This window comes from Burkholderia diffusa (assembly GCF_902499115.1).
Lineage (GTDB): Bacteria > Pseudomonadota > Gammaproteobacteria > Burkholderiales > Burkholderiaceae > Burkholderia > Burkholderia diffusa.
The window spans coordinates 11,862-38,098 of record NZ_CABVPN010000027.1 but is presented as its reverse complement, the minus strand read 5'-3'; the positions used below and the strand labels follow the sequence as shown (position 1 = coordinate 38,098).

Sequence of the window (26,237 nt, the reverse complement as noted above, 5' to 3'; positions counted from 1 at the left end):
TTCCTGGATGTCGCCGGACCTCGGAAGTGGGGCCGGCCGTTCGTTGAGATGAATCTTAGGTCAATCGATTTGACAAATAAATGGCTGTAGAGATAATGACTGTCACTTTGGAGTGGACAATATGGAACTCAACGACCTGAGGATCTTCGTTGCGACTGTCGATGCGGGCAGCTTCACGGCGGCGGCCGATCAACTCATGCTGTCCAAGCAGTTCGTGAGCCGGCGCACGATGGCGCTCGAGGCAGCGCTCGGCGTGCGCTTGCTGCATCGCAATACGCGCAATCTCGCGGTCACGGAATCGGGGCAGGAGTTCTATGCGCGCGCGCAGCGGATCCTCGCCGAGGTCGCCGACGCCGAGCAGGCGATGTCGGTGCGCAGCACCGAGTTGCACGGCTCGCTGAAGATCAGCGCGCCGCTGTCGTTCGGGATCACGCACGTGTCGCCGCTGATCGCCGAATTCCTGTCCGCGCATCCGGCCGTGCGGCTCAACGTCGACCTGACCGACCGGCGGGTCGACCTGATCGGTGAGGGCTTCGATCTCGTGCTGCGGATCGGCACGCTCGAGGATTCGACGCTGATCGCGCGCCCGCTCGGCGCGTGGGAGATGATCGCGTGCGCGAGCCCCGCTTACCTGAAGCGGCACGGCACGCCCGCGACGCCGGCCGACCTCGCCGGCCACACGTGTCTGATGTATGGGCGCGAGCGGCGCGTCGGCTGGGAATTCCGGGTCGCCGGCGCGTCGCGCACGTTCGATGTGCAGGGGCCGCTCGTCGCGAACAACGGCGAAGTCGTGCGCGACGCGGCGATCGCGGGGCTCGGCATCGCGCTGCTGCCGCATTTCATCGTCGGCGCGGCGCTCGACAGCGGCGCGCTCGTGCCGGTGCTCGACGCGTATGCGCCGTCGCCGATCACGCTGAACGCGGTGTTTCCACAACACCGGGAAGGGTTCGTCACGCTGCGCACCTTCATCGGGTTTCTGGCGGAGCGGTTGGGCGCGCGGAGGTAGCGGGCGCGGTGTGCGTCGGGTGGCGTTTTTTTTGACCCGACGAAGGAGACGTTGCGCGCGCGGTGGGAGTCGCGACGGCTTCCGTCGAGCGGCATGGCGAGTGGCGTGAGCTCGTCGGCGGCCGGCATGCGGGCCCGTGCGTCGAGCGCGCCGATGGTCTCGTTTCGGCGCTCGCGTGCCGGTGTCGGACGGTTTTCCATTCGCTCGCGCGCGGCGCCGCGCGATTGATCGGCGGCGCGCATTCGCGTTAGGCTTCGCCGGGGGCGACGGCCGGCAGTGCATGGCGGGCCGGGTGTTTTTACCGCGAATCGCATCGAGCACGTAGCTTCTACTCACCGCCATTCACGACGAGTCCAGTCCAATGACAATGAAGAATCGATCGAATGCTCGCGCGGGCGAGCGAGGGCAAGCCACGCTTCACCGCCGGCATGCGCGGCGTGCGAATCTGCGATCCGTCATGATGTTTGCAGTGCTCACGATCTCGTCGATGGCCGCGCATGCGGCCGGCTTCGATTGCGCGAAAGCCGCTTCGCCGACCGAAAAGGCCATCTGTGCGGACGCCGGGCTGTCGTCGCTCGACGGCGAACTGGCGGCTGCGTGGAAGAGGGTGCTCACGAAAGGCGGCGATACGGCCGCGCTGAAGGCCGCGCAGCTGAAATGGCTCAAGCAGCGCGATCGCTGCGGCAACGATGCGCCGTGCCTCGGCGACCGCTATCGCGAGCGGCTCGCGAGCCTGAACGGCACACCGCTTGCCCCCGATCGGTGGCAGCAGACGTGGTATCGCGACAGCGCGAACCCGTCGTTCGGCGGCGTGCTGACGTTCACCGGCACGGCACCGCGTCTTCACTTCGAATTGGGCGGCAACAACGGCGCGAATACCGGTGGTCTCAGCGGCGATATCGAACTGCACGGCGACAGTGGCACGTTTCGCCAGGATCGATGCCGGCTCGATTTCAGCCGCAAGGGCGGGCACTTGAAGGTCGCGCAGCAGGGCGGCGATGCCGATTGCGGCGCCGGTGCGGGCGTTGTGTATTCGGGTGACTACGTGACGGCGTCGAAGGCGCAGGCGAGTCAGGCGCCGGATCTCGTGACCCTGAAGGTGCTGGCCGATGCGCGGGAGAACGCGATCGCGCACAAGCTGCTCGGCGCCGATTATCAGACGCTCGTCGACACGGTCAATTCCAGCGCGGACGAACAGGATCTCGACGGCCTGAATGCCGGCGTGAAGTCGTACTGGGTACGCGGCATCGCGACGACGAACGCCGCAATCGTGATGCGCCGGGGTACCGATCTGTGGATCGGTCTGCTCGTGTTCGATGCGCAAGACAAGGTGCGGATGCGCTATTACACCAGCGCGCCGGCGTGGAAAAAGACCGTGCCGAAGACCATTCGCGCATGGCACGACAATCTCGACAAGACGCTGCCGGTCGATTTGATGTGATCCGGCAGCCTGGCGCGCCGGCCGATGTGCCCGGCCGCAATAATGTGTTTGTTGCGTGACAATTGTCCACTACATAGCGACAGCCAATCTTGTTTCGGCGGATTGATGATTTCCGGTGAGACAGTAGACTGCACCCGTGCTTCGCCAGAACCGCACCGCAGCGCGCCATGACGGCGCGACCGGACGGATTCTTCGGCAGCGGGCCGGCTGGCCCGCAGTTCGATCGTGCGAGGCGGGTTCGTTGCCGATCCGTGGGTTCGCCGTTGCGGCGGCCATCGGCACCGAATGCGTCAAACCGTCAATTCAAGGTGATTGCTATGCGTTACATTTCGCTGGAGTCGAAGAAGGACGAGCTGCTGCTGGCGGCTCGCGTGCTGATGATGATCCTGTTCGTGCTGTTCGGCTGGCAGAAGCTGAACGGCTTCTCGGGCACGGTCGCGTACATGGCATCGACGGGCGCACCGTCGCCCGAGCTGTCGGCGGTGATCGCGGTGGCGGTCGAGCTGCTCGGCGGCGCGCTGATCGCGGTCGGGTTCTATACGCGTCCGCTCGCGCTGGTGTTCGCGGTCTATACGCTCGCGACCGCGTTGATCGGGCATCGCTACTGGGCGCTGCAGGGCATGGACCAATACCTCGCGATGATCAACTTCTACAAGAACATCAGCATCATCGGCGGCCTGCTGTTGCTCGCGGTGAGCGGGCCGGGGCGCTATTCGTTCGACCGGAAGTAAGCGGGCGCGAGGCTTGGTGCCGCACGACGGGCCCGGTGCGCGGAATCGCGCACCGGGCCTTGTTTTCATCGATCGCACGTCATCGACGTGCGATCGAAATCGACATCGGCCGCATGTTCTCGTATAGATTGGGGGCCCTCATCCCCTTTCATCGTTGGCTACCGTGTCGCATCCGACCATCCTCCTCATCGGCGCGTCCGGCCTGCTCGGCCGCGCGGTTGCCGCATCGCTGTCCCGCGAATCGTCGCTGACGCCGATCGGAACGATCCGCAATCCGGACACCGCGGGCGCACGGCGGCTCGCTTTGCCGCCGGAAAACGTCGTCCGGCTCGACGCGCTCGATCAGCCGGCGCTCGAACACCTCTTTGCAACCCGTCGCCCGGCCGCCGTAATCATCTGCGCCGCCGAACGTCGCCCGGACGTCTGTGAACGCGACCCCGCGGCCGCGCGCGCGATCAACGTCGACGCACCGGCCCGCATCGGCGCGCTCGCCGCGCGCTACGGCGCGTGGACGCTCGGCATCTCCACCGACTACGTATTTGACGGCAAGGCTGCGCCGTACCGCGAAGACGCCGCGCCGAACCCGCTGAACATCTACGGCCGTACCAAGCTGGAAGGCGAGGCCGCATTGCTCGCCGCGTCGCCGCTTGCCTGCGTGCTGCGGCTGCCGTTGCTCTACGGCCCGATTGTCGATTGGCGCGAGTCGGCCGTCACGAGCCTCGTGCCGGCGATCGTCGCGTCCGCGCGACCGGGCGCGGACGCAGTCGGGATGGACGCATGGGCGATCCGCTATCCGACCTACACGCCCGACGTCGCGGCGGTCATCCGCGACCTGACGCTGCGCCATCTCGCGGGCTCGCCCGTCACGGGCATCCGTCATTGGTCGGGCGAGGAGCCGATGACGAAGTACGACATCGCGCAGCGGATCGCGGCCGCGCTCGGCGTCGACGCGGCGCTTGCGCCGATCGACACGCCGGCCGATGCGACGCCGCGTCCGTACAATTGCCACCTGGATGCATCGCGCGTGCGCGCACTCGGGATCGATCATGCGACGCCGTTCGCGACAGGGCTGCAAGCCGTGCTGCGCGACGCGCCGCGGCTGCCGTAAGCGCGGCGGGTTGCATGGTGTGACGTCGCACCGAGATGCCGCAACGCGTGGAAGCGGCCGCTCATCGCGGGTGCAAGGCAAGACACGCCACCGCGCAATATTCCCGTTTGGCGGGAAGCGTCGGGGCCGCGTGGTGGTGTGTCCGGTTCGCCGACGCCCTGACGCATTCGAAAAATCACGAGAGCAAGAGAGGACCCATCGTGACGTGTCTTCGTCTCGGATGCGATCGCGCGCGCGACCTCGCGCGTGCCCGCTCCGGGCGAGGCCGACAGCTTTCTTGCCGCGTCACCCGGAGAAATGGAACGTTACGTCGTCCATATCGATGTCGACACGTTCCATGCGCTGCGACTCGCCGCTGCATCACTACACGCACGCGTGCAGCTTCGGCACGCAAATCGCCGCACCGGCGTCGACGCTCGCCGGCTGGCGCAGGCAAGTGTGCGCCGGACCGCAAAAGTCCTCGAACATGACGGATGCGCACTGCTATCATTCGCGGCATGCCGCGCCTGTGCCCGGGCGCGGCGCAAGGTGGCGAGGAGGTCGTCACCGATGGCTCGCCGCGCGCTTGGACGCGGCGCGTCATGTGTTGCGTGCCGATCCCGTGCGGTTTTCGACGACGGCGTGGCGTTCGGCACACTTCGAAAATCTTACAGGTCCAGGCCAACGAGTCACATATCGCAACACCGATTGGCGGAACTTCGTGATAGGTTCGGCCATCGGAGGTTTTTTGAATAAAAACATGCCCAAAGAGGATGAATACATGACCCAGGCTCTGCGGGATCTCGAAGCACAACTTCGGGACCTGAATATCAAGCTGTCGGAAGCCAAGCAGAAGGAGAAGCAAGCCGCGCTCGCGGCATTCAAGGAGCAGGTCGAGTTGTTGGGCATCTCGCAGCAGGAAGTGCTGAGCGCCCTCGGCTACATCGTCCAGCGAAAACGCAAGGCGCCTGCCAAGTATTACGATCCGACGACCGGCCGCTCGTGGTCGGGCCGTGGCCCGCGACCCAAATGGCTCGAAGGCAAGGATCTCGATACGCTGCTCGTCGATCGCGAAGCCAAGACCTGGTGGCCCGGCGACGATCAGGGCTGAGGCTGCACCGCACCGGCACCGCTCCGGTGTCGTTCGACCCGCGCCGGAGGCGACGTCGGCCTCGCAACACCCGCTTCATCGCGTTCTTTTGGTGTCCCGCCTGACTGCGGGATCGCCGGCTTCAATATCTTTCAGATTCATTTCATGTGCTGCCTGCTTCCATTTCCGGAAGCGGGCAGCGCGGCGCTTTCCGCGTGCGCGTCCGGCGCCCGTCATGCGCGGGAACAGGCTTTAGAATGTCGCCCGGACATTTCCGGCAGGACACCATGGCAGCAAACATGAAATCTTCGGCGCTTGGCGATCTGGCGGCGCCGCGCGACGAGCAGGTCGGGGCATACGCGTGGAAGGCGCTGGCCGGTTCGGCGATCGGCTATGCGATGGACGGCTTTGACCTGCTGATCCTCGGCTTCATGCTGCCGGCGATCACGGCGGCATTGCAGCTGACGCCCGGGCAGGGCGGCGCGCTCGTCACGTGGACGCTGATCGGTGCCGTCGCGGGCGGCATTCTGTTCGGTGCCCTGAGCGATCGTTACGGCCGCGTGCGGGTACTGACCTGGACGATTATGCTGTTCGCGGTCTTCACCGGCCTGTGCGCGTTCGCTCAGGGTTTCCGGGATCTGCTCGTGTATCGGACCATCGCGGGCATCGGCCTCGGCGGCGAGTTCGGAATTGGCATGGCGCTCGCGGCCGAAGCGTGGCCGGCCAGCAAGCGGGCACGCGTCTCGTGCTACGTCGCGCTCGGCTGGCAGGCCGGCGTGCTGCTCGCCGCGCTGCTGACGCCGATGCTGCTGCTCCATGTCGGCTGGCGCGGGATGTTCGTGGTCGGCGTGCTGCCCGCGCTACTCGCGTGGATGCTGCGCAACCGGCTGCACGAGCCGGAAGTCTTCGTGCAGCGCGCGACGCGGCCGCGTGCCAACGCGTTCCGGATGCTCGTCGCCGACGCCCGCACCGCGCGCACGAGTCTCGGCATCGTGATCCTGTGCTCGGTCCAGAACTTCGGCTACTACGGGATCATGATCTGGCTGCCGACCTTTCTGTCGAAGCAGATGGGCTTCTCGCTGACGAAGTCGGGGTTATGGACGGCGGCGACCGTCGTCGGGATGATGATCGGCGTCTGGGTGTTCGGGCAGCTCGCCGATCGCATCGGCCGCAAGCCGACGTTCCTGCTGTACCAGCTCGGTTCGGTCGTGACGGTCATCGTGTATGCGCGGCTGTCGGATCCGACGGCGATGCTGTGGGCCGGCGCGCTGATGGGGATGTTCGTCAACGGGATGGTCGGCGGCTACGGCACGCTGATGTCCGAAGGCTATCCGACCGCCGCGCGCGCGACCGCGCAGAACGTGCTGTGGAACATCGGCCGCGCGGTCGGCGGCTTCGGGCCGGTGGCGGTTGGCGCGCTGGCCGCGCACTACTCGTACCAGACAGCGATCGCGCTGCTCGCCGGCCTCTACGTGCTCGACATGGTCGCGACGCTGTTCCTGATCCCGGAACTCAAGGGCGTCGAACTCGAATGATGCTGCGCGGCGCGCGCCGGGTTTCGCGACCCGGCGCCACGGCACGGTTCAGATCAATTTCATCACCGGAATTCACGATGCAACGCAACAACCGAACGATCGGCGTGATGGGCTCGGGCAAGGAACCATGGCTCACGTTTTCCGAGCCGCTCGGCGCATGGCTCGCGCAGGCCGGCTTCAACCTGCTGACGGGTGGCGGCCAGGGCGTGATGCTGGCGGTCGCGCGCGCATTCGTCGGCGTGCCGGGGCGGGCCGGCCGGTCGATCGGCATCGTGCCGACGCAGGCCGATCCGCACGCGGGCTTCGTGCCGCTAGACGGCTATCCGCATCCGTTCGTCGAGATCCCGATCCTCACGCCGCTGCCGCGCCGCGAACCGGGCGCCGATCCGCACACCATCAACCGGAACTACGTGAACGTGCTGAGCAGCGACCTGATCGTCGCGCTGCCCGGCGGGCACGGGACGGCCGAGGAGATCGCGCTCGCGCAGCGCTGGCGCAAGCCGCTCATCTGCCTCGGGCCGGAAGGCGAGTTTCGGGAACGCGCCGCGGGCGCGACGTGCACGTCGTCGCTCGACGACGTGATCCGGTTCATCGACGCAACGTGCGCGGCGGCGTTGCCGCATGCGGAGCGGGCGCAGGGATAGTGGCCGTGGCTGTCCCGCCGTTGTCTGACGCGAGCTGCCCCGTCAGCGTCCGGTCTTCAGTTGCGCACACAACCGGTTCTGGAGCCGGCGAATCTCCGGCCGCATCGGCTTGAGCAGCGTCATCTTGCTCAGTACCTCGTCGGCCGGATAGACCGACGGATCGCGCGCGATCGCGGGCTTCACGAAGGATGTTTCAGGATTTTCCCTAGTCATTCGAGTGCCGATGGGTTCGGTCGGCGAATACGAGCGCACGGGGCATGCGTGACATGCGCCGGTCGGAATGCCGCTGACGTGATGAGAATATTCGACAGATTGCCGGGCGGCATTTGCCGCATGCGCGGCTCGCGAGCGAAGTCGCGAATATCGGCCGCGACGCGAAGAAATGCGTGTGCAGTCGTCAAGCGACCCGGATCCCCAGATTCTCGATCAGCATCGCGGCCTGGTCATACGAGATGGTCGCGCCGCGCAGCACGCCCGACGCGAGCAGCTTCGGCGTGCCGCCGAGCTCCACGTCGCGCAGGTCGGCTCCATCGAACCGTACGTCGTTCAGATGCGCGTTGCGCAGGCTGCCGCCTTCGAACACGGCGTCGCGAAAGTCCGTGCCGGCGAGATCGGCATCCGAGAAGTCGAGCGCCACGAGCCGCGTCTTCCGGAACGAGAAACGGCGCAGGCTCGCGCCGACCAGCAGCGTGTTCGAGAATTCGATGCCGAGCGACTTGCATTCCTCGAAGTCGGCGCCGGTGAGCCTGCATTCGTCGAAGCGTGCGGAGCCGAGCTTGCTGCGGCGCCAGCTCGTGTTGTTGAGATCGCAGGACTGAAACTGCGCGTCCTCGAGATCGGCCGACGCGAAGCTCGCCTGGCGCGCGCGGCAGCGAATCCACGCGGTCTGCGCGAGCGTCGCGCCGACGAACGACGCTTCCGCGAGCGCGCAGCGCTCGAACCGCACGCCGCGCAAATCGAGCCGCGACAGGTCCGCGCCTTCGAGGTCGCAGTCTTCGAGACGAATCGGCGCGGGCGAGCCTTCGACGAGAAGCAGCAAGTCGGCGCGATCGAGTGTTCGGCCGGAGACGGAAGCTCCGCAAGTCGTCATGGGGAAATCCAGTGTGAGTTGAAAGGTACGTGGCCGGTATCGGATGGCATCGGCCGGGTTGCGCGACATCGCGCGCGCTGCCGTTCAGCGCGCCGCCTTCATCCTGGCCGCGGCCGGCTTGCCGGCCGGCTCGCGCCGGAACGTCCACAGGATGCGCATCTGCGCGCGCATTGCCTGCTCGTCAGCCGGAATCAGGGAGTACGCCAGCGCGATGCGGCTGATCAGCGCGATGACGTTGTCAAGTGCGGGCACCTGCGCGCCATGCAGGGCAGCGTATTCGCGGTACGGCTGTTCCAGCACGCGTTGCCACATCGGCGCGACGTTCTCGACGATGTAGCCGAACACTTCCGTCGAGACGCTCGTGGCGAGATAGTTGTGGTGAAAGCCGCCGTGATGACGATCGCGGTAGCGCACCGCGAAGCACACGCTTTCCTCGCAATAGGCCTCGAAGTCGTGCTCGAAGCCGGTAAGCGCGCGCTGCATCTCGTCGAAGAAAGCGGCATTCTCGACGCCGATCACGCCCTGGATCAGTTCCTTCTTCGTGCCGAAATAGCGGTACAGCGTGCGTCGAGAAATGTTCGCGCGACGTGCGACGTCGTCGATCGACAGACGGTCGATCCCGTGCTCGATCATCGCGTCGAGCGTCGCGCGCAGGATTGCATTTCGCCCGTCGTTGACACTGTCCATCCTGCTGGCGTCGCCCCAGCGCAGTTGCCGATCCATCCTTTTCCTCGATGCCGTGCGTTGCGCGGCGTGTGCCGGTGTGCCGACCGGATGCGTCGGTTCGGAATTCTCGCATACTTTGTCACAAATTAATTAGTCTGTGACATAGCGTTGGGCGCATCAACCCGCCCGGCGCATTCTTGAGCGGCGGGCGCGAGACGCCGGATTCGCGCGCTTTCGTGCATCATGCGGTTGCATCGGCCCGTCGAGCAGCAGGGCCGTGCGAATCATTGCGTCCGCAACCGATCCGGAGAACCGACCGCCATGCATTCGAATCTCTTTCGCCTTCGTCGCGCCCGCCTGCTCGCCGCGCTGACGCTCGTCACCACTGCCGTCGCCGCGCACGCGGCCGACTGGATCGTGTCCGGCAACGACGGCAAGTACCAGCGCGTCGAAGGGCGCGATACCTATCTCGCGTCACCGCCCGCCGACACGCTGACGCTGCTCGACGCGAGCGTATTTCCGCCGAAGGTCGCGTTGCAGGTCGATGTCGAGAACGGCATCCAGGGGCCGCCGCAGGCCGTCGCGATCGCGCCGGGCGCAAAGCTCGCGCTGGTCGGCGCGCCGACGCGCTACGACATGAACGCGAAGCAGCTCGTGTACGACACGTTCCTGCAGGTCGTGGACCTCGATGCGTCGCCGCCGGCGATCACGCGTATCGAACTCGGCACGCACCCGCAGGGGGTCGTGATCGACCGATCGGGCCGGCTCGCGCTGGTGGCGAACCTCGACGGCAGCGTGTCGATCCTGCGGATCGACGGGACGCAGGTGACGCTCGACGGCAACCTGAAGATCGGCAAGAAGCGGCTCGCGGGGATCAGCTTCACGCACGATGGCAAGCATGCGCTCGTGTCGCTGCGCGACGAGCAGGGCGTCGCGGTGCTGAACGTCGACGACGGCAAGGTGACCGACAGCGGCACACGACTGAGCACGGGCGTCGCGCCCTATACGATCGACGTGTCGAGCGACAATCGCTGGGCCGTCGTCAGCAACGTCGGCCTCGCGGGGCTGCCGGGCTACACGGGCACGCTCGCGGGCGATGCGGATTCGGTCGCGCTGATCGACGTGTCGCGCACGCCGTTCCGCACGGTCCAGTACCTGACGGTGCCGTCGCTGCCGGAGGGCGTCGCGATCTCGCCGAACGGGAAGTGGATCGCCGTGCAGGCGATGGACGGCTCGAACCTGACGGCCGACAACCCGGGCCGCCGCAAGCTCGGCAAGGTGGTGCTGTTCGAGATCCGCGACGGTCGTGCGGTGCAGACGAGTGAAGTGCCGGGCGGCGAAGCCGCGCAGGGCATCGCGTTTACCGCCGATAGCCGGCACGTGATCGTGCAGTTCAACGTCGAGCGCCAGCTCGCGCTGTATGCGGTCGAAGGCGGCAAGCTGCGCGACACGGGCAAGCGCATTGCGCTGTCGGGCGGGCCGTCGTCGTTGAGGACGTTGCCGCGGTAATGTGTTGAAGCGTTGACGGGCTGGTCGATGCGCGCATCGACCAGCCCGGGATGCGGGGCTGCGCACGCAGCTCGACGCTGCGGCGCTGGCGGCGGTCAGCCGCCTTCCGCAAGCCGGACGGCTCGCGCCGCTACGCGTCGCGCAGCGCCAGCCGTTCGCGCCCGCGGGTCATTGACCGAGCAACGCCGGCAGGTTGCCTTCATAAAGATGAACGCCCACGTGGACGGTCTTGAACCACGAACACGCATACAGCTTGCCCCCGCACATCCGCCATTTCCTGCAGAAAGACAGATCCTCCGACAGCGAGCGACCGTCGGGTTCCCTCAGGAATTCGAAATGCTCGTACATGGTGGTCGAATTCGGCGACAGGTTTTGATAGCTCGGCGGGAACTGGACCTTCGTCTCGGGAAAAGCTTGCGCCATCTTCTCGAACACGCCGCGCGCGATCATCATCAGACCGGCGCCGCCCGAGTGGATTTCGGAAACCGAATCGAGCTGGATCCGGGGCGCTGCACCGTCCACCGCATACACGGTCTGGCTGTAATCGGAGCTGAACAAGGCGAGCCGTTCGGGCGGTGCCGACGGATCCGAGCGCGCGGCCTCGGCGACCGCCGGCCAGTTGATGCTCTTGGACGGATACAGCCCGAGCATCACGTCGTGCTGCTGTTCGAACATCCGGATCACGTCGCTGCCGCGAAAGCCGATGTCCGCATCGATGAACATCATGTGCGACAGGCCGCTATGCAGGAAACGCTCGACCGCGACGTTTCGTTGCTGATGCAACAATGCGGTGCCGCTCACGTAGAAGTATTCGAACGCGAGGCCGGCACTCAGGCACGCACGCTGAAGCTCCAGCAACCCGTTCACGTAGGGCAGATAGCACATGCCACCGTAAGCGGGCGTGGCGACGAAAATGCCTTGTTTCATGGTCGGATGGCGGTCGTGGGTGATTGCCGTGTTCGCACTGCGCGAGGATGACGATTCCGACCAGCATCTTACGCTGCGTCACGGCCCGCCGGTCGGCATTTTTCAGCGCAGCGGCAAATCGCGTCGCTGCACGCGCCGTCGCCGTTACGGACGCAACAGGTCGAATCCGCCGAATACGACCACGCCGCTAAGCGCAATCATCGCGACCGAATGCTGGCCGAAATAGAGAATCGCGGCAGCGAGCCACGTGGTCAGGCAGAAGGCGCCGATGCGGGCCATCGTGAGTTCCTCGAAATGCGTGATGAAGGGCGTGCGTGCCGGAGTCGGCGCGTCGTCATGTCGATGCGGGCGCGGGGCTCGCGCATCGACGGCGCCGGAGGGCATCGCGTATCGGGCCCGACCGGGCGGGCGCTAACGCGGGGGTAGCCCGCGAGACCTTGCCGGAAGCAGCCGGTGTGCTGCGGCAGCAGGCCAGCGGGCGATTTTACCAGCGTCGACGGTCGGCTAATCTGGCCCCTTCGCGACAATCGACCGTACGCGCTTGGCAACCGCCGCTTCAAGGTACTTCGGAGGTCGGGGCTAAAGTTTTATCTGACGAATACCGTAAACAAGTTGCAAGGTATTCCCTGTTCAACCAACCCGAGTTGCACACTCATTACGGACCGACACGATGCAGATCGATCTTTCTTCCGCCGCTCAGACTTCGCTTGCCACCGGTCAGGCGACTGCCAACCCGTCCGGCACCGGTGCCGCGTCGACGGCGACGTCCACCGCGTCGTCGTCGACGGGCAGCGCCGCGCCGGCAGGCGGCGCGGGGCAGACGCAGGGCGCGTCGGGATCCTCGGCCGCGGATCCCGCAGTCACGCAGCTCAAGCAACTCATCGAGCGCTTGCAGAAACAGCTTGCGCAAGTGCAGCAGCAAATGGCGGCCGCCGCGCAGCGCGCGAAGAACGATCCGGCCGCGGCGATCGAGCAGCAGACGCTGAGCGCGGAAGCCAGCACGATTTCCGCCGCGCTGTCGACGGCGATCGCGCAGCTCGCGCAGGCGATCCAGAAGTCGGGCGGCTCGACGTCCGGCGGGCTGGTGTCGACGCAGGCCTGACGGCACGGCGCCGCATCGTTCCGCCGCGCGCGCACGCGTCGCGGCACGCCACCCCGCGCATTACAATCCGAAGCTCGTCTCCCTCGAAAGGACGGCAGAACGATGAATGCGGAATTCACCGACGACGATCTCGTCCGCTTCGACGCGCAAGGCGGCACGCCGCTGCCGGCGGCCGACACCGAAGGATGGCTGGACCACGACGGCGCGCGCATCTGGCACGCGTCGTTCGGCCATGGCGCGCCGGTCGTGCTGCTGCACGGCGGCCTCGGTCACGGCGGCAACTGGGGTAACCAGGTGCCGGCATTGCTCGCGGCCGGCTACCGCGCGATCGTGATCGACAGCCGCGGCCACGGTCGCAGCACGCGCGACGATCGCCCTTATTCCTACGAACGCATGGCCTCCGACGTGCTCGCGGTGCTCGATGCGCTGCGCATCGGGCGCGCACGCTTCGTCGGCTGGAGCGACGGCGCGTGCGTGTCGCTCGTGCTGGCTGCCCGCGCGCCGGAGCGTGCGGCGGGCGTGTTCTTCTTTGCGTGCAACATGGATCCGGGCGGCGCAAAGGAGATGGTGCCGGGCCCGCTGATCGACCGCTGCTTCGCGCGGCACCGCAAGGACTACGTGCGGCTGTCCGCGACGCCGGGCGAGTTCGATGCGTTCGTCGCGGCCGTCAGCGAAATGATGCGCACGCAACCGGATTACAGCGCGGCCGACCTCGCGGCGATCGCCGTGCCGGTCGCGATCGTGCAGGGCGAGCACGACGAATTCATCCGCCTCGACCATGCAGCGTATCTCGCACACACGATTCCGGGCGCGACGCTGACGATCCTGCCGGACGTGAGCCACTTCGCGCCGCTGCAGCGGCCGGCGAGCTTCAACACCGCGATGCTGGCATTTCTCGACCGGTTGCCGGACTGACGTCCGCATGGCCGGTTCACGCGCCGCATAAGATTTTCTTTAGGCTCGCGCAAAATTTCATCGATTGTTGGCGAGCAGCCGGCGGGCGATAGTCCTGCTCGACAGGCCGGCTGCCCACGGTCCTCGCGCGGCGCGGCCGGACCTGTTGTTCACGCAACCATCATAAAATCGAAGGAACCGCAATCATGCGATTCAACGCGATCCGCATCGCCGCGACCCTGTTCGTCGCCGCGTGCGCCGCTGCCATGGCTGGCCGCGCGGCCGCTGCCACGCAGGACGAAATTCACGATACCGTGACCCGCCACGTCGCGCCGCTGATGAAGCAGTTTGCCATTCCCGGCATGGCGATCGGCGTCGTCGTCGACGGCAAGCCTTATGTGTTCGACTACGGCGTGATGTCGACGCAAACCGGCAAGCCGGTGACCGGCGAGACGCTGTTCGAGATCGGCTCCGTCAGCAAGACGCTGACCGCGACGCTTGCGGCGAACGCACAGGAAGGCGGCGAGCTGTCGCTCTCGGACCCGGCCGGCAAGTACCTCCCCGCGCTGCAGGGCAAGCCGTTCGGCGTCGTCACGCTGCTCAATCTCGGCACGCATACGCCCGGCGGAATGCCGCTGCAGGTGCCGGACAGCATCCGCGACGACGCGGACCTGATGCGTTATCTCGACGCGTGGCGGCCTGCGTACGCGCCGGGCACGCGTCGCACGTACTCGAACGTCGCGATCGGGATGCTCGGTTTTCTCACCGCGAAGGCGATGCATGAAGACTTCACAGTGCTGATGGAACAGCGGCTGTTCCCCGCGCTCGGGATGACGCATACCTACATCGACGTGCCCGCCGCACGCCAGGCCGATTATGCGCAGGGTTATACGCAGGACGGCAAGCCGATCCGGATGACCGGCGGCATGCTGTGGCAGCCGGCGTACGGCGTCAGGACGACGGCGGCCGACCTGCTGCGCTTCGTGCAGGCGAACATGGGGCTCGTCGAAACGTCGCCGCGGCTGCAGCGCGCGCTCGAACGCACGCATACCGGCTATTTCCGTGCGGGCCCGTTCACGCAGGACCTGATCTGGGAACAGTATCCGTATCCGGTCGCGTTGCCGACGCTGCTCGCGGGGAATACGCCGCCGATGCTCCACAACGCGACACCCGCGACCGAACTCGAGCCGCCGCTCGCGCCGCGCGCGGACACGTGGATCAACAAGACGGGGTCGACCAACGGCTTCAGCGCCTATGTCGCGTACGTTCCCGCGAAGCGGATCGCGATCGTGATGCTCGCGAACCGCAGCTTCCCGATCGAGGATCGCGTGAAGACCGCGTACGGGATCGTCGAGTCGCTGCACGGCAAGCCGTAACCTGAGTCGCGTCGGCCCGCGTGGTCCGGCAACTGGACCGGACGAGTGCGCGAACCGCCGGCAGGCAAGGGCATGCGCGGCCGGCGCCGCTGAGTGGGTTCGGTCGCCGCACAGCGTGCCGAGACCCGCGCTTCCTCTCACGCCCGTCCTTGCGACGATCGCCTTGATCTTGCTGCGCATGGTGCCAATGCGCACGCCGTGCGTGCCGCTGCCGATGTCGGTCGTGATGGCCATTTCCGCACGCATGAGCGTGCCTTGGATATCCCCATTCCCAGATTGCCGCACGCGCCGCATCGCGCGGATGCGGTGCGATCGATTCAAGCAGTCATCCTCAATATTGTGGATGCCGTCGCGAGGCGGAGCATCTACGATCGTCAACTGAGGATCGCAGTGCGGATGCAACCGACGCGGCACAACGGCGACGTTTCGAAGGCCACGCGGCAATGATCCGATGATATGAACTAAATCGTTGCGCGGATCGGCGGTGTTCTGACACAGAGCGCGCGTACCGTGACGGGAAGCGAGTACGACGCGTTCCCCGAAAAGACCATGCGGTGACGCGGCGATGACGACAGGCCAAGGCAGTGTTGCGGGGGGTATCGATCAGATGCTCACGAGAGACTATGTGGAGCGCGAGCTCTCTCATATCGAGAGAATGGTCGCGCTGCTGGAAAGCGATGCCGATAGCGGCGATGCGGCGATGCCGTGTGCGATGCGTGTGAGTCGTCCGAGTTACTGGCGCGGGCGGATCGAAGCGCTGCTGGCGATCCCCGGCATGCCGCGCCATGTGACGGAACTCGCCAATGGCCTGCTCGCGAAGATCGACGGGATGGAGTCGCGCCTGGCGACGGTGAAACCCTGACCGAGCGGGTACACGCCACGGATGGCGTGAAGCGCATCCGGCCTTTATCTATTATCGAGATAGTCCATATTCCGGATATCGCATTGCGGGATAGCGCGTGCCGCCGCCAAACTTGCGCAAAATCAATTGCACCCGGAGACATTCATGCGTACGCAAGTCGGCATCATCGGCGCGGGGCCCGCGGGCCTGCTCCTTTCCCATCTTCTTCATCTGCGCGGCATCGAGTCGGTCGTCCTGGAGTCGCGCAGTCGCGAACAGATCGAGTCCACCATTCGCGCCGGCGTGCTCGAACAGGGCACGATGGACGTGCTGACCGAAGCCGGTGTCGGCGACCGGATGAAAGCGGAAGGCGCGCTGCATCACGGCTTCGAACTCGCGTTCGAAGGCAAGCGCCGCCGCATCGATCTCACCGAACTGACCGGCAAGGCGATTACCGTCTACGCGCAGCACGAGGTGCTCAAGGATCTCGTGGCCGCGCGTGTCGCGGCCGGCGGTGCGCCATACTTCAACGTATCCGGGACGACGATTTCCGGCATCGAGACCGATGCACCGTCGATCCGCTTCGTGCACGATGGTGTCGAACAGACGCTCGACTGCGATTTCGTGATCGGCTGCGACGGCTCGCAGGGCGTGTCGCGCACGATGATCCCAGCCGAATTGCGGCAGGACTACGAACGGGTCTTTCCGTTTGGCTGGTTCGGCATTCTCGTCGAAGCGCCGCCGTCGTCGGACGAACTGATCTATGCGCGCCACGAGCGCGGCTTCGCGCTCGTGAGCACGCGTTCGCCGAACGTGCAGCGCATGTATTTCCAGTGTGACCCGAAGGATTCGGTCGACAACTGGTCCGACGATCGTATCTGGGCGGAGATGCATGCGCGTGTCGATTCCGCCGACGGCCAGCGGGTCGTGGAAGGCCGGATCTTCCAGAAGAACATCGTCGGCATGCGCAGCTTCGTGTCGACGACGATGCAGCACGGCCGGCTGTTCCTCGCCGGCGATGCCGCGCATATCGTGCCGCCGACCGGCGCGAAGGGCCTTAATCTCGCGGTGTCCGACGTGCGCATCCTGACGTCCGCGTTGCAGGCGTTCTATGACGAAGACCGCACCGACCTGCTCGACGCATACAGCGAAACCGCGCTGCGCCGGATCTGGCGCGCCGAACACTTCTCGTACTGGATGACGCGCATGATGCATCGTCTCGACGACGCGTCGCCGTTCGAGCAGCGTTTGCAGGTCGCGGAGCTCGAGCACGTGACGACGTCGCGCCCGGCGGCGATGGCGATGGCGGAAAACTACGTCGGTGCCGTCGCGGTCTGACGTGCCGCTAGCGGGTCGGCTGTTCCGGTCGCGACACCCGGGCGTCGCGACCGGCTCCACCGGCTGAATCGGGCCGGTTCAAGACTGGCCGGGCATCAGATCGCGATGGGCCGATTCCCTGAATTCGCCCGGTGTCTGGCTGGTCTGCTTGCGGAAATAGCGGCTGAAGTACGCGCTGTCCGCAAAGCCCATCTCGTGCGCAATCTGCTTTACGCTCAGATTCGAATAAACCAGCTCGCGTTGCGCTTCCCGGATCAGATGCGCGTTGACGACCGCCGTCGTCGAAATCCCCAGCTCCTCGCGGCAGACGCGCGCAAGCTGCGCGGCCGTCACGCCGAGCCGCTCCGCATAGAATTCCACCGGTCGATGCTCGCGAAAATGCGCGTCGATCAACTCGCGAAAACGTCGCAGCAACGTCCCGCGCCGGTCGATGCCGGCATGCGACGGCGCTGCCGCGAGATCGCTCAAGCGCGCGACATGCACGACCAGCGCGACGAGCAGCGCCATCCCGGCCGCGCCGCGGCCGCGTGACGTGCTGCGGAATTCCTGTTCGAGCAACGCGAACAGCGGCATCAGCATCGACACGCTCGCGTCCGGCCCCTTGACCGGAATCATCGCCGCACGTTGCAGGGTCGACAGCGCGCCCGGCGCGACCGTCTTGACCAGCTTTTCCAGCGCGTGCTGCACGACCGTGACCACGAGGCCGTCGATTTGCGGCGAGAACTCGAAAGCATGGACCGTCTGCGCGGGCAGCAGCACGAGGCACGGCGGCGCGAACGTGTGCTTCCCGCTCTCGATCACGACATGCCCGTGCCCGCCGCGGATGTACAAAATCTGCAATAGCGCATCGTGGCGGTGCGCGGCGATATGCCAGTCGTTCGGCCGGCTGCGCTCCGGTATCCATTCGAAGTTGAACGCGTCGTACCAAGGCGGACGAGCCGATTCGCCATACAGATCGTAGTTAGGGATTCTCCTCATGCCGCGCGGCCTCCTGTGTACAAATTGTCCTGTTGCTTGCGGCGTTTGTCCAGTTTTCACGCGATGCGCGCTTCTATACTTTTCTCATCGACGTAGCGCTTGCAACTGACGCATCGCGCGACGTTCCGGCAGCGTATGCCGGATCGATCCGGACATTTCAAGCCTATTTAAAGAGGAAACCTAATGATATCGCAAGCAGACACCCGACAGGCGGACTGGCTTCGTCTCGACGGGCAGGTGTGTGTCGTGACGGGGGCGGCGGGCGGCATCGGTACATCGATTGTCGAAGCGCTCGTGGCAGCCGGTGCGCGGGTGGCGTTGCTCGACCGCGACGCGGACAGGACGATCGCCGTCGCGGAGCGGCTGCGCACGGCAGGCGGCGATGTCGTCGCGATCGAATGTGACATTGGCGACGCGGCGAGCGTGAGCCAGGCCGCGGAGCGCGTCGAGCGCGATTTCGGCCCCGTCGACGTACTCGTGAACAACGCCGGCCTGTTGCGTGCCGGCGGCATCGAGACGATCAGCCTGGACGCATGGAACGCGATGCTGCAGGTCAATCTCACCGGCTACATGCTCTGCTCGCAGGCGTTCGGCCGCGCGATGCTGGCGCGCGGCTCGGGCTCGATGGTGCATGTCGCGTCCATCGCGGCGCGCTACCCGCAGACGCATAGCGGTGCATACAGCGCGAGCAAGGCAGCGGTCGCGATGCTCGCGCGGCAGCTGGCGGCGGAGTGGGGGCCGCGTGGCATCCGCAGCAATACGGTGTGCCCGGGGATGATCCGCACGCCGCTGTCCGAAGCGTTCTATCAGAGCGGCGACATCGAGGCGCGACGCAGCGCGATGACCGCGAGCCGGCGCATCGGCCGCCCCGACGACATCGCGAACGTCGTCGCCTTTCTCGCGAGCCCGCGCGCCGCGTATGTGAACGGGGCGGAACTGGTGGTCGACGGTGGACTCGACGCGATGCTGATGGATCTCGTTCCGCGGCCTGGCTATGAGGCCGGTGCCGGCGCAAGGTAGTTCAACGACATTGCCGCGCGTGATGCGGACACGCCGCGTTCGGCGGCGTGGCGGCGCGGCTGTTCCATCCATGGAGGAAGACATGATGAACGATCGGCATCGTTCGAAGCACGTCACGTGCGATCTGCTCGTGATCGGATCGGGAGCGGGCGGCCTGTCCACCGCGATTACCGCGCGCAAGGCCGGCCTCGACGTGATCGTCGTCGAAAAGGACGCGTGCTTCGGCGGCACGACCGCGTTTTCCGGCGGCGTGCTGTGGATCCCCGGCAATCGCCACGCGAGTGCAAACGACGTGCGCGATACGCGCGAGGCGGCACGCACGTATTTGCGCGGCGAAACGGGCGCGTTCCGTGACGACGCGGCAATCGAGGCCTTTCTCGAGCACGGCCCGCGCATGCTCGAATTCTTCGAGCGCGAAACGGACGTGAAATTCGTCCCGACGCTGTATCCCGACTATCACCCGGACCAGCCAGGCGGAGTCGACATCGGCCGCTCGGTCGTCGCCGCGCCGTACGACGCGCGGCGGCTCGGGCAGGATCTCGAGCGCCTGCGTCCGCCGTTGAAGACGATCACGTTTATCGGGATGATGTTCAATTCGTCGAATGCGGACCTGAAGCATTTCTTCAACGCAACGCGCTCGCTCAAGTCCGCGTGGTACGTGACGAAGCGGCTCGCCGCGCATCTGAAGGATCTCGCGCTGTACCGGCGCGGCGTGCAGATCACGAGCGGCAACGCGCTCGCTGCACGACTCGCGAAGTCGGCGCTGGACCTCGGGATCCCGATCCTGACGAACACGCCCGCACGTGAACTGGTGACCGACGGAGGCCGCATCGCCGGCGCGACGGTCGGGGCGGATGGCGAGACGTATCGCATTACCGCGCGCCGTGCGGTCGTGCTGGCGAGCGGCGGCTTCTCGCACGACGTCGCGCGAATCGCGCGTGCGTATCCACACGTTGCGCGCGGCGGCGTGCATGTGTCGCCCGTGCCGGCCGGCAACACCGGCGACGGCGCGAAGCTGGCCGAGCAGGCCGGCGGCCGCGTGGAGATTCGCTATCCGCAACCGGCCGCATGGATGCCCGTTTCGCGCGTGCCGCTCGGCGATGGCCGTTTCGGGGTGTTTCCGCATCTGCTCGATCGCTACAAGCCGGGTGTCATCGGCGTGACCCGTCGCGGCACGCGTTTCGCGAACGAATCGAATTCCTACCATGACGTTGGTGCGGCGATGATCGCCGCATGTCGCGACGAGACAGAGACGGCGATGTGGCTCGTGTGCGATCGCGCAACGATCCGCAAATACGGGCTCGGCTTTGCGAAGCCCGCGCCGGTGCCGCTCGGGCCGCTGCTGCGCAACGGCTATCTCGTGCAGGGCCGAACGTTGGCGGAACTCGCGCAGCGGGCCGGTATCGATGCGGCGAATCTGGAGGCAACCGTGCGGCGCTACAACCGCGATGCCGCGCGTGGCGAGGATCCCGAATTCGGCCGCGGCACGACGTCGTTCAACCGCTATCTCGGCGACGCGGACCATCGTCCGAATCCGTGCGTGGCGCCGCTCGGCGACGGGCCGTATTACGCACTGAAGGTCGTGATGGGCGATCTTGGCACCTTCGACGGAATCCGCACCAACGCGGTCGGGCAGGTGCTGGCAGCCGACGACCGGCCGATCGCCGGCCTGTACGCGGTCGGCAACGATCGCGCCAGCATCATGGGCGGAAACTACCCGGGTGCAGGGATCACGCTCGGTCCGATCATGACGTTCGGCTATCTGAGCGCGCGCCATATCGCGGGGCTCGTCGACCTGACCGGCCTCACCGAACCGACACCGGGCGCTGCCGTGGCGCATCCCGCCGACGCGCGCGCGACCGCGTGAACCCGGAGCACACCATGACTACCGCGAAAGCATTCATCGACCATCGCATCTATACGATCCGCCCGCGCGGCATGGCGGAATTCATCGAGATCTTCGACCGACTCGCGATGCCGATCCAGGTGAAGTATCTCGGCCCACCCGTCGGCTTCTACATGAGCGACATCGGCGCTTTGAACCAGGTTGTCCACCTGTGGGGCTACGACAGCATCGCCGATTACGACGCGCGGCGCACCGCGCGCGATGCCGATCCGGACTGGCCCGCGTACCTGCAGGCGTCCGGCCATCTGATCGTCGCGCAGGAGAGCCGCATCATCCGCCGCGTCGAGTTCCCGAGCCTCGCGTACCTCACGCGCTGAGCCCATGACGACGACACCCCGATACGACATGGACGCCATTCGCATGGAGAGAGTGGCAATGATGACGAGCTGCGCGGACGGCATTGGCGCCGGGGATTCGCCGCCTGGCTGACCTGCGCACGTCACCCGGACGCCGGGCCTACAACGAAACATGAACATGGAGATGTCCGCGTGCGTGCGGCGCATCAGCGCCGTCTTGCACCGGATCGAAGGAGACACACGATGAAAACCCAACCGCGTACGCTCGACGTGCAGTCGTTCATCGACGCCGAGCGCTTTTCCCCCTGCCAGTGGCTGATCCTGATCCTGTGCTTTCTGGTCGTGGCCGCCGACGGCTACGACACGGCCGCGATCGGCTTTATCGCGCCGGCGCTGACCCACGACTGGGGCATCGCGCGCAGCGCGCTCGGCCCGGTGATGAGCGCGGCGCTCGCCGGGCTCGGCATCGGCGCACTCGCCGCCGGCCCCTGCGCGGACCGGCTCGGCCGCAAGACCGTGCTCGTGCTGTCGGTTGCGTGCTTCGGCGCGTGGAGCATCGTGTCCGCGCACGCGCAGTCGATCGAGGCGCTGACCGCCTTTCGCTTCCTGACCGGGCTCGGCCTCGGCGCGGCGATGCCGAACGCCGTCACGCTGATGGCGGAATATGCGCCGGCCCGGATCCGCGGCGTGGCCGTCAACGCGATGTTCTGCGGCTTCTCGTGCGGGCTCGCGGTGGGCGGCATCACGTCGGCATGGCTGATTCCGCACTTCGGCTGGCAAAGCGTGCTGACCGCGGGCGGCATCGGGCCGATCGCGCTGGCGGTCGCGCTCGTGATGTTGTTGCCCGAGTCGGCGCAGTATCTCGCGGCACGACCCGGCACGCATGCGCGCATCGCGCGCATCCTCGCACGGATCGCACCGAACGAGCGCTTCGACGACCGTGCGTTCGTGGCCGCCGGCGCGCGCCCGCAGGCCGGCGGGGCGTCCGCGCTCGCGCAGGTGCTGTCCGCGCAGTTTCGTTCGCGCACGCTGATGCTGTGGGCGGCCTACTTCATGGGGCTGCTGATCTATTACCTGCTGACCAACTGGATGCCGACGCTGCTTCGCGATGCGGGCTTCAGCGCCGAAGGCGGCGCGCTGATGACGTCGCTGTTCCCGCTGGGCGGCGTGCTCGGCAACCTCGGTGTCGGGTGGCTGATGGATCGCTTCAATCCGAACCGGACGATCGTGATTGCGTATGTCGTCGCAGCGCTGCTGGTGCTCGTGGCGAGCCGCACGATCGGGCATGCCGCGTGGCTCGGCACGCTGATCTTCCTGTGCGGCACCGTGGTGACGAGCGCCGTGACGTCGATGTCGGCCTATGCGGCGAGCCTGTATCCGACGCGTTGCCGCGCGACGGGCGTGGCCTGGATGCTCGGCATCGGACGGATCGGCGGCGTGGCCGGCGCGTTCGCCGGCGCGATGCTGATGGGGTTCGGCTGGCGCTTCGGCGATGTGTTCAGCCTGCTTGCGGTACCGGCGCTCGTCGCGGCCGGTGCGTTGCACGCGATCGGCCGCTGCCGCACGGAACTCACGGAACAGGAGCGCGCGAGCGGCGCGGCCGTGCAGCAACACTGATGCGGCGGATGCCTGCCGAGCGTGTGCGGGCGTGCTGATTCAGGGCGGGGCGTAGACAAAAAAAGCCACGGAGCGATCCGTGGCTTTCCCTTTCCATCACGCAGCCGTGTCATGGCCGCATATTGCACTGCATCGTGCGAGCGCGCTTACGCGATGCTCTTCGACCAGTTCGCGTACCAGTTGCGGAACAGCGTGTACTGCGCTTCCGCGTAGTTCCGTTGCGCGTCGCTCAGTGCATCGGTTTCGTTGAAGTGCAGCGTGTATTCCTTGTCGCCGTTCAACACCATCAGGTGCTTGTAGAACAGGACCAGGTCGCAGCCTTCGTCGAACGAGGACAGCACGGCCAGCGCCGCTTCCAGTTCCTTTGCACGGACGCGCGCCACCGCATCGCCTTGCGCGGCCTTCTTGCACAGATCGACGAGTTGCAGCACTTCGCGCGGCAGCGCGTTGCCGATGCCGGTGATCGCGCCCGCGGCACCGCAGTTCACGAAGCCGTGGAACACTTGCGTGTCGACGCCGGCCATCAGCGTCACGCTGTCGTCCTGCGACGTGATGTTCTCGGCTGCGTAACGCATGTCGGCCGCACCACCGAATTCCTTGAAGCCGATCAGGTTCGGGTGCTGGCGACGCAGTTCGAAGAACAGGTCGGCACGGGTCGCGAAGCCGTAGTACGGGCTGTTGTAGATCACGGCCGGCAGGTTCGGCGCGGCGTTCAGGATCGCGGCGAAGTGAGCCTTCTGTGCGGCCGGCGATGCGCCGCGCGACAGCACGCGCGGGATCACCATCAGGCCGTGCGCGCCAACCTTCGCGGCATGCGCGGCGTGCGACACGGCTTCCTTCGAGTTCACCGCGCCGGTGCCGACGATCGTCGGGACGCCGGCTTCGACCAGGCGCGCGACGCCTTCCTGGCGCTGCGCTTCAGTCAGCAGCGGCCAGTCGCCCATCGAGCCGCAGTACACCACCGCGCGCATGCCGAGTGCCACCAGTTCCTTGCCCTTCTTTACCAGCGCGTCGAAATCCGGCTGACGGTCAGCGGTGCACGGCGTCATCAGGGCCGGAATGGTGCCGGTAAAAATGTTGTCGCTCATCTCGTTTCCTCACATTCAGATAGGGTCAACTGCCATTGCTGGCACAACCTGGGCAGTACGCGCGCTCGCCGTCTCGTCGGTGCTTCACGTGATCCGGACGGCGGCTGGCCACCTCTTGCGTGCCTCGGTGCCGAAACGTTGCCTCCGGTTTCGCCCGAAAGTCAGCCATCGACGAGTGCATTCTAGCCAGTCAGCATATTTTATACAATATAAAATAAAAAGGGCGTGACACAGGCCTTGGTTTCGGGGCATCGGCGACGGCGGCGAACCGCGCCACGGCGGCCTCCGGCGAGGATGGCGGGCGATCCCGGCGAAGGCGGCGCGATGCGCGTCCCGGCTCCACCGGATGCCCGCGAATCCCGAACAGCGTTGCGCAAGCCCGTTCCCGTCGCGCTTTCATCTGACCGAAATCCGTTCCCCCGCAGGCTCCCGGAACGGCCGGCGGCGGCTCGCCGACGTGTCGCATTTCCGCCGAAAGCATTTTTGAGATTGCTTGGATTGTGTATTGGATATTGTATAAAATCTTTCGGCGCGCTTACCCGCGAACCGGCCCGTCAAGGGAAATGGAAGACAACGAGAGGAGATACGGAGATGACAAGTCAGGTCGGCGAGGCAGTCTCGCCTGGTGGTGCGACGGCCGTGCAGGACACGGCGTCGAAACGGGAATTGAAGCGGGTTGTCGCGGCGTCGATGGTCGGATCGGTGGCGGAGTGGTACGAGTTCTTCCTGTATGGAACGGCCTCGGCGCTGGTGTTCGGCACGCACTTCTTCAAGAAGACGGGCAACCCGATCGACGGCCTGCTCGCGGCGTTCGCGCTGTATGCGGTGGGGTTCGCCGCGCGCCCGATCGGCGGGCTGGTGTTCGGCTACTACGGCGACAAGTTCGGCCGCAAGTATCTGCTGCAGGTCAGCCTGATCGTGGTCGGCATCACGACGTTCCTGATGGGCTGCCTGCCGACCTTCGATGCGATCGGCTACTGGGCGCCGGTGCTGCTGGTGTCGCTGCGCCTGATCCAGGGCTTCGCGTTCGGCGGCGAGTGGGGCGGCGCGATCCTGCTGGTCAGCGAGCACAGCCCGGACAACCGCCGCGGCTACTGGGCCAGCTGGCCGCAAGCCGGCGTGCCGGCCGGCAACCTGGTCGCGACCATTATCCTGCTGGTGCTGTCGAGCTCGCTGTCCGAGGCCGACTTCCTTGCGTGGGGCTGGCGCGCGGCGTTCTGGTTCTCGGCGGTGGTCGTGCTGATCGGTTTCTGGATTCGCCGCAAGGTCGACGATGCGCCGATCTTCAAGGAAGCGCAGGCGCGCCGCGCGCAGAAGCAGGAAAGGCAGCTCGGCGTGGGCCACGTGCTGAAGTACCACTGGCGGCAGGTGCTGATCGGCATCGGCGCGCGTTTTGCCGAGAACATCCTGTACTACATGGTCGTCACGTTCTCGCTGACCTATCTGAAGCTGGTCGTCGGCTTCGATACCACGCGGATCCTGAAGCTGATGTTCGCCGCCAACGCGATTCACTTCTTCTTCATCCCGCTGATGGGGCTCATGTCGGACATCGTCGGCCGCAAGCCCGTATACCTGACCGGCGCGGTGCTGACCGCGGGCTGGGGCTTCGTTGCGTTCCCGATGATGGACACCGGCAACGACTGGATCATCATGGCCGCGATCGTGCTCGGCCTGTTCATCGAATCGATGACCTACTCGCCGTACTCGGCGCTGATGACCGAGATGTTCCCGACCAACGTGCGCTATACCGCGCTGTCGCTGTGTTACCAGGTCGCGCCGCTGATGGCCGGCTCGCTCGCGCCGTTGATCGGGCTGTCGTTGCTCGAGCGCTATCACTCGTCGACGCCGATCGCACTGTATCTGGTCGCGGCGGCGGCGATCTCGATCGTTTGCGTGGGCCTCGCAAAGGAAACGCGCGGCAAGTCGCTGCGCGACGTCGATGCCGAGGCGAGCCGGCGCACCCACGCGTGACGTATGCGACCGAAGCCCGGTCGAACGCACCGAAGCCACCCGCTAGGGTGGCTTTTTTCGGTTCAGCGCGGATTTCCCGGGGAG

Annotated in this window: 25 protein-coding genes and 1 pseudogene; 19 read left to right on the top strand and 7 right to left on the bottom strand. The window is 66.1% G+C overall.

The window, feature by feature from the left end; translation table 11 throughout:
* Positions 1-121 precede the first annotated feature (121 nt).
* The 7 genes from BTE28158_RS24965 (at position 122) to BTE28158_RS24935 (ending at position 7,534) form a co-directional block, all read left to right on the top strand.
* Positions 122-1,006, top strand: a complete 885-nt coding sequence (locus BTE28158_RS24965) for a LysR family transcriptional regulator (protein ID WP_151048034.1) — start codon at positions 122-124, stop codon at positions 1,004-1,006.
* A 457-nt stretch (positions 1,007-1,463) separates the two neighbouring features.
* The gene (locus BTE28158_RS24960) at positions 1,464-2,447 is read left to right on the top strand and encodes a lysozyme inhibitor LprI family protein (protein WP_239007400.1); all 984 of its coding nucleotides are present in this window, start codon (positions 1,464-1,466) and stop codon (positions 2,445-2,447) included.
* A gap of 317 nt (positions 2,448-2,764) precedes the next feature.
* Entirely contained in the window at positions 2,765-3,178 is a 414-nt protein-coding gene (locus tag BTE28158_RS24955; RefSeq protein WP_151048036.1) for a DoxX family protein, read from the top strand.
* A gap of 163 nt (positions 3,179-3,341) precedes the next feature.
* The gene (locus BTE28158_RS24950) at positions 3,342-4,286 is read left to right on the top strand and encodes a dTDP-4-dehydrorhamnose reductase family protein (protein ID WP_151048037.1); all 945 of its coding nucleotides are present in this window, start codon (positions 3,342-3,344) and stop codon (positions 4,284-4,286) included.
* A gap of 760 nt (positions 4,287-5,046) precedes the next feature.
* The gene (locus BTE28158_RS24945; protein ID WP_124904229.1) at positions 5,047-5,376 is read left to right on the top strand and encodes an H-NS histone family protein; all 330 of its coding nucleotides are present in this window, start codon (positions 5,047-5,049) and stop codon (positions 5,374-5,376) included.
* A 266-nt stretch (positions 5,377-5,642) separates the two neighbouring features.
* A complete protein-coding gene (locus BTE28158_RS24940) occupies positions 5,643-6,890 on the top strand; it encodes an MFS transporter (RefSeq protein ID WP_151048038.1) in 1,248 nt (415 codons plus the stop codon).
* A gap of 77 nt (positions 6,891-6,967) precedes the next feature.
* A complete protein-coding gene (locus BTE28158_RS24935; protein ID WP_151048039.1) occupies positions 6,968-7,534 on the top strand; it encodes an SLOG cluster 4 domain-containing protein in 567 nt (188 codons plus the stop codon).
* A gap of 42 nt (positions 7,535-7,576) precedes the next feature.
* On the opposite strand, the pseudogene BTE28158_RS24930 reads toward BTE28158_RS24935, so the two are convergent.
* The 3 genes and pseudogenes from BTE28158_RS24930 to BTE28158_RS24920 all read right to left on the bottom strand — a co-directional run.
* Positions 7,577-7,720, bottom strand: a pseudogene (locus BTE28158_RS24930) (polyamine ABC transporter substrate-binding protein); the annotation flags it as partial.
* 211 nt (positions 7,721-7,931) lie between these two features.
* Positions 7,932-8,624: a pentapeptide repeat-containing protein gene (locus BTE28158_RS24925; protein ID WP_059600681.1), complete on the bottom strand. Its 693-nt coding sequence runs from the start codon at positions 8,622-8,624 to the stop codon at positions 7,932-7,934.
* Between the two features lie 84 nt (positions 8,625-8,708).
* Complete coding sequence (locus tag BTE28158_RS24920) at positions 8,709-9,347, bottom strand: TetR/AcrR family transcriptional regulator (RefSeq protein WP_059600679.1); 639 nt, start codon at positions 9,345-9,347, stop codon at positions 8,709-8,711.
* Positions 9,348-9,611: 264 nt separating this feature from the next.
* On the opposite strand from BTE28158_RS24920, the gene BTE28158_RS24915 reads away from it, so the two are divergent.
* The gene (locus BTE28158_RS24915) at positions 9,612-10,799 is read left to right on the top strand and encodes a beta-propeller fold lactonase family protein (RefSeq protein WP_151048040.1); all 1,188 of its coding nucleotides are present in this window, start codon (positions 9,612-9,614) and stop codon (positions 10,797-10,799) included.
* A 168-nt stretch (positions 10,800-10,967) separates the two neighbouring features.
* Here the strand turns inward: BTE28158_RS24915 and BTE28158_RS24910 are convergent, their stop codons facing one another.
* Entirely contained in the window at positions 10,968-11,726 is a 759-nt protein-coding gene (locus BTE28158_RS24910; RefSeq protein WP_151048041.1) for a hypothetical protein, read from the bottom strand.
* A 144-nt stretch (positions 11,727-11,870) separates the two neighbouring features.
* Entirely contained in the window at positions 11,871-12,005 is a 135-nt protein-coding gene (locus BTE28158_RS32850) for a hypothetical protein (RefSeq protein ID WP_006750603.1), read from the bottom strand.
* A gap of 391 nt (positions 12,006-12,396) precedes the next feature.
* Between BTE28158_RS32850 and BTE28158_RS24905 the strand changes: the two genes are divergently transcribed.
* The 6 genes from BTE28158_RS24905 (at position 12,397) to BTE28158_RS24880 (ending at position 17,277) form a co-directional block, all read left to right on the top strand.
* The gene (locus BTE28158_RS24905; protein WP_151048042.1) at positions 12,397-12,828 is read left to right on the top strand and encodes a hypothetical protein; all 432 of its coding nucleotides are present in this window, start codon (positions 12,397-12,399) and stop codon (positions 12,826-12,828) included.
* Positions 12,829-12,930: 102 nt separating this feature from the next.
* Positions 12,931-13,743: an alpha/beta fold hydrolase gene (locus BTE28158_RS24900; protein ID WP_151048043.1), complete on the top strand. Its 813-nt coding sequence runs from the start codon at positions 12,931-12,933 to the stop codon at positions 13,741-13,743.
* 185 nt (positions 13,744-13,928) lie between these two features.
* Positions 13,929-15,098, top strand: a complete 1,170-nt coding sequence (gene ampC, locus BTE28158_RS24895) for a class C beta-lactamase (protein WP_151048044.1) — start codon at positions 13,929-13,931, stop codon at positions 15,096-15,098.
* A 93-nt stretch (positions 15,099-15,191) separates the two neighbouring features.
* Complete coding sequence (locus BTE28158_RS24890; RefSeq protein WP_151048045.1) at positions 15,192-15,545, top strand: hypothetical protein; 354 nt, start codon at positions 15,192-15,194, stop codon at positions 15,543-15,545.
* Positions 15,546-15,705: 160 nt separating this feature from the next.
* Entirely contained in the window at positions 15,706-15,960 is a 255-nt protein-coding gene (locus BTE28158_RS24885) for a hypothetical protein (RefSeq protein ID WP_151048055.1), read from the top strand.
* 144 nt (positions 15,961-16,104) lie between these two features.
* On the top strand, positions 16,105-17,277 hold the full coding sequence (locus tag BTE28158_RS24880) for a 4-hydroxybenzoate 3-monooxygenase (protein WP_151048046.1): 1,173 nt from the start codon (positions 16,105-16,107) through the stop codon (positions 17,275-17,277).
* 78 nt (positions 17,278-17,355) lie between these two features.
* Here BTE28158_RS24880 and BTE28158_RS24875 read toward each other — a convergent pair whose 3' ends face one another.
* Complete coding sequence (locus tag BTE28158_RS24875) at positions 17,356-18,255, bottom strand: helix-turn-helix domain-containing protein (RefSeq protein ID WP_151048047.1); 900 nt, start codon at positions 18,253-18,255, stop codon at positions 17,356-17,358.
* A 183-nt stretch (positions 18,256-18,438) separates the two neighbouring features.
* On the opposite strand from BTE28158_RS24875, the gene BTE28158_RS24870 reads away from it, so the two are divergent.
* The 4 genes from BTE28158_RS24870 (at position 18,439) to BTE28158_RS24855 (ending at position 23,094) form a co-directional block, all read left to right on the top strand.
* On the top strand, positions 18,439-19,275 hold the full coding sequence (locus BTE28158_RS24870; RefSeq protein WP_151048048.1) for an SDR family NAD(P)-dependent oxidoreductase: 837 nt from the start codon (positions 18,439-18,441) through the stop codon (positions 19,273-19,275).
* Between the two features lie 85 nt (positions 19,276-19,360).
* Entirely contained in the window at positions 19,361-21,142 is a 1,782-nt protein-coding gene (locus BTE28158_RS24865; protein ID WP_239007403.1) for an FAD-dependent oxidoreductase, read from the top strand.
* Positions 21,143-21,156: 14 nt separating this feature from the next.
* On the top strand, positions 21,157-21,498 hold the full coding sequence (locus BTE28158_RS24860; protein ID WP_059600837.1) for an NIPSNAP family protein: 342 nt from the start codon (positions 21,157-21,159) through the stop codon (positions 21,496-21,498).
* Positions 21,499-21,720: 222 nt separating this feature from the next.
* Complete coding sequence (locus BTE28158_RS24855) at positions 21,721-23,094, top strand: MFS transporter (RefSeq protein ID WP_059600660.1); 1,374 nt, start codon at positions 21,721-21,723, stop codon at positions 23,092-23,094.
* 146 nt (positions 23,095-23,240) lie between these two features.
* On the opposite strand, the gene BTE28158_RS24850 is transcribed toward BTE28158_RS24855, so the two are convergent.
* Positions 23,241-24,182, bottom strand: coding sequence for a dihydrodipicolinate synthase family protein (locus BTE28158_RS24850; RefSeq protein WP_059525958.1), 942 nt, complete (start codon positions 24,180-24,182; stop codon positions 23,241-23,243).
* 591 nt (positions 24,183-24,773) lie between these two features.
* Here BTE28158_RS24850 and abaF point away from each other — a divergent pair.
* Positions 24,774-26,153, top strand: a complete 1,380-nt coding sequence (gene abaF / locus BTE28158_RS24845; protein ID WP_124629442.1) for a fosfomycin efflux MFS transporter AbaF — start codon at positions 24,774-24,776, stop codon at positions 26,151-26,153.
* The last annotated feature ends 84 nt before the right edge of the window (positions 26,154-26,237 follow it).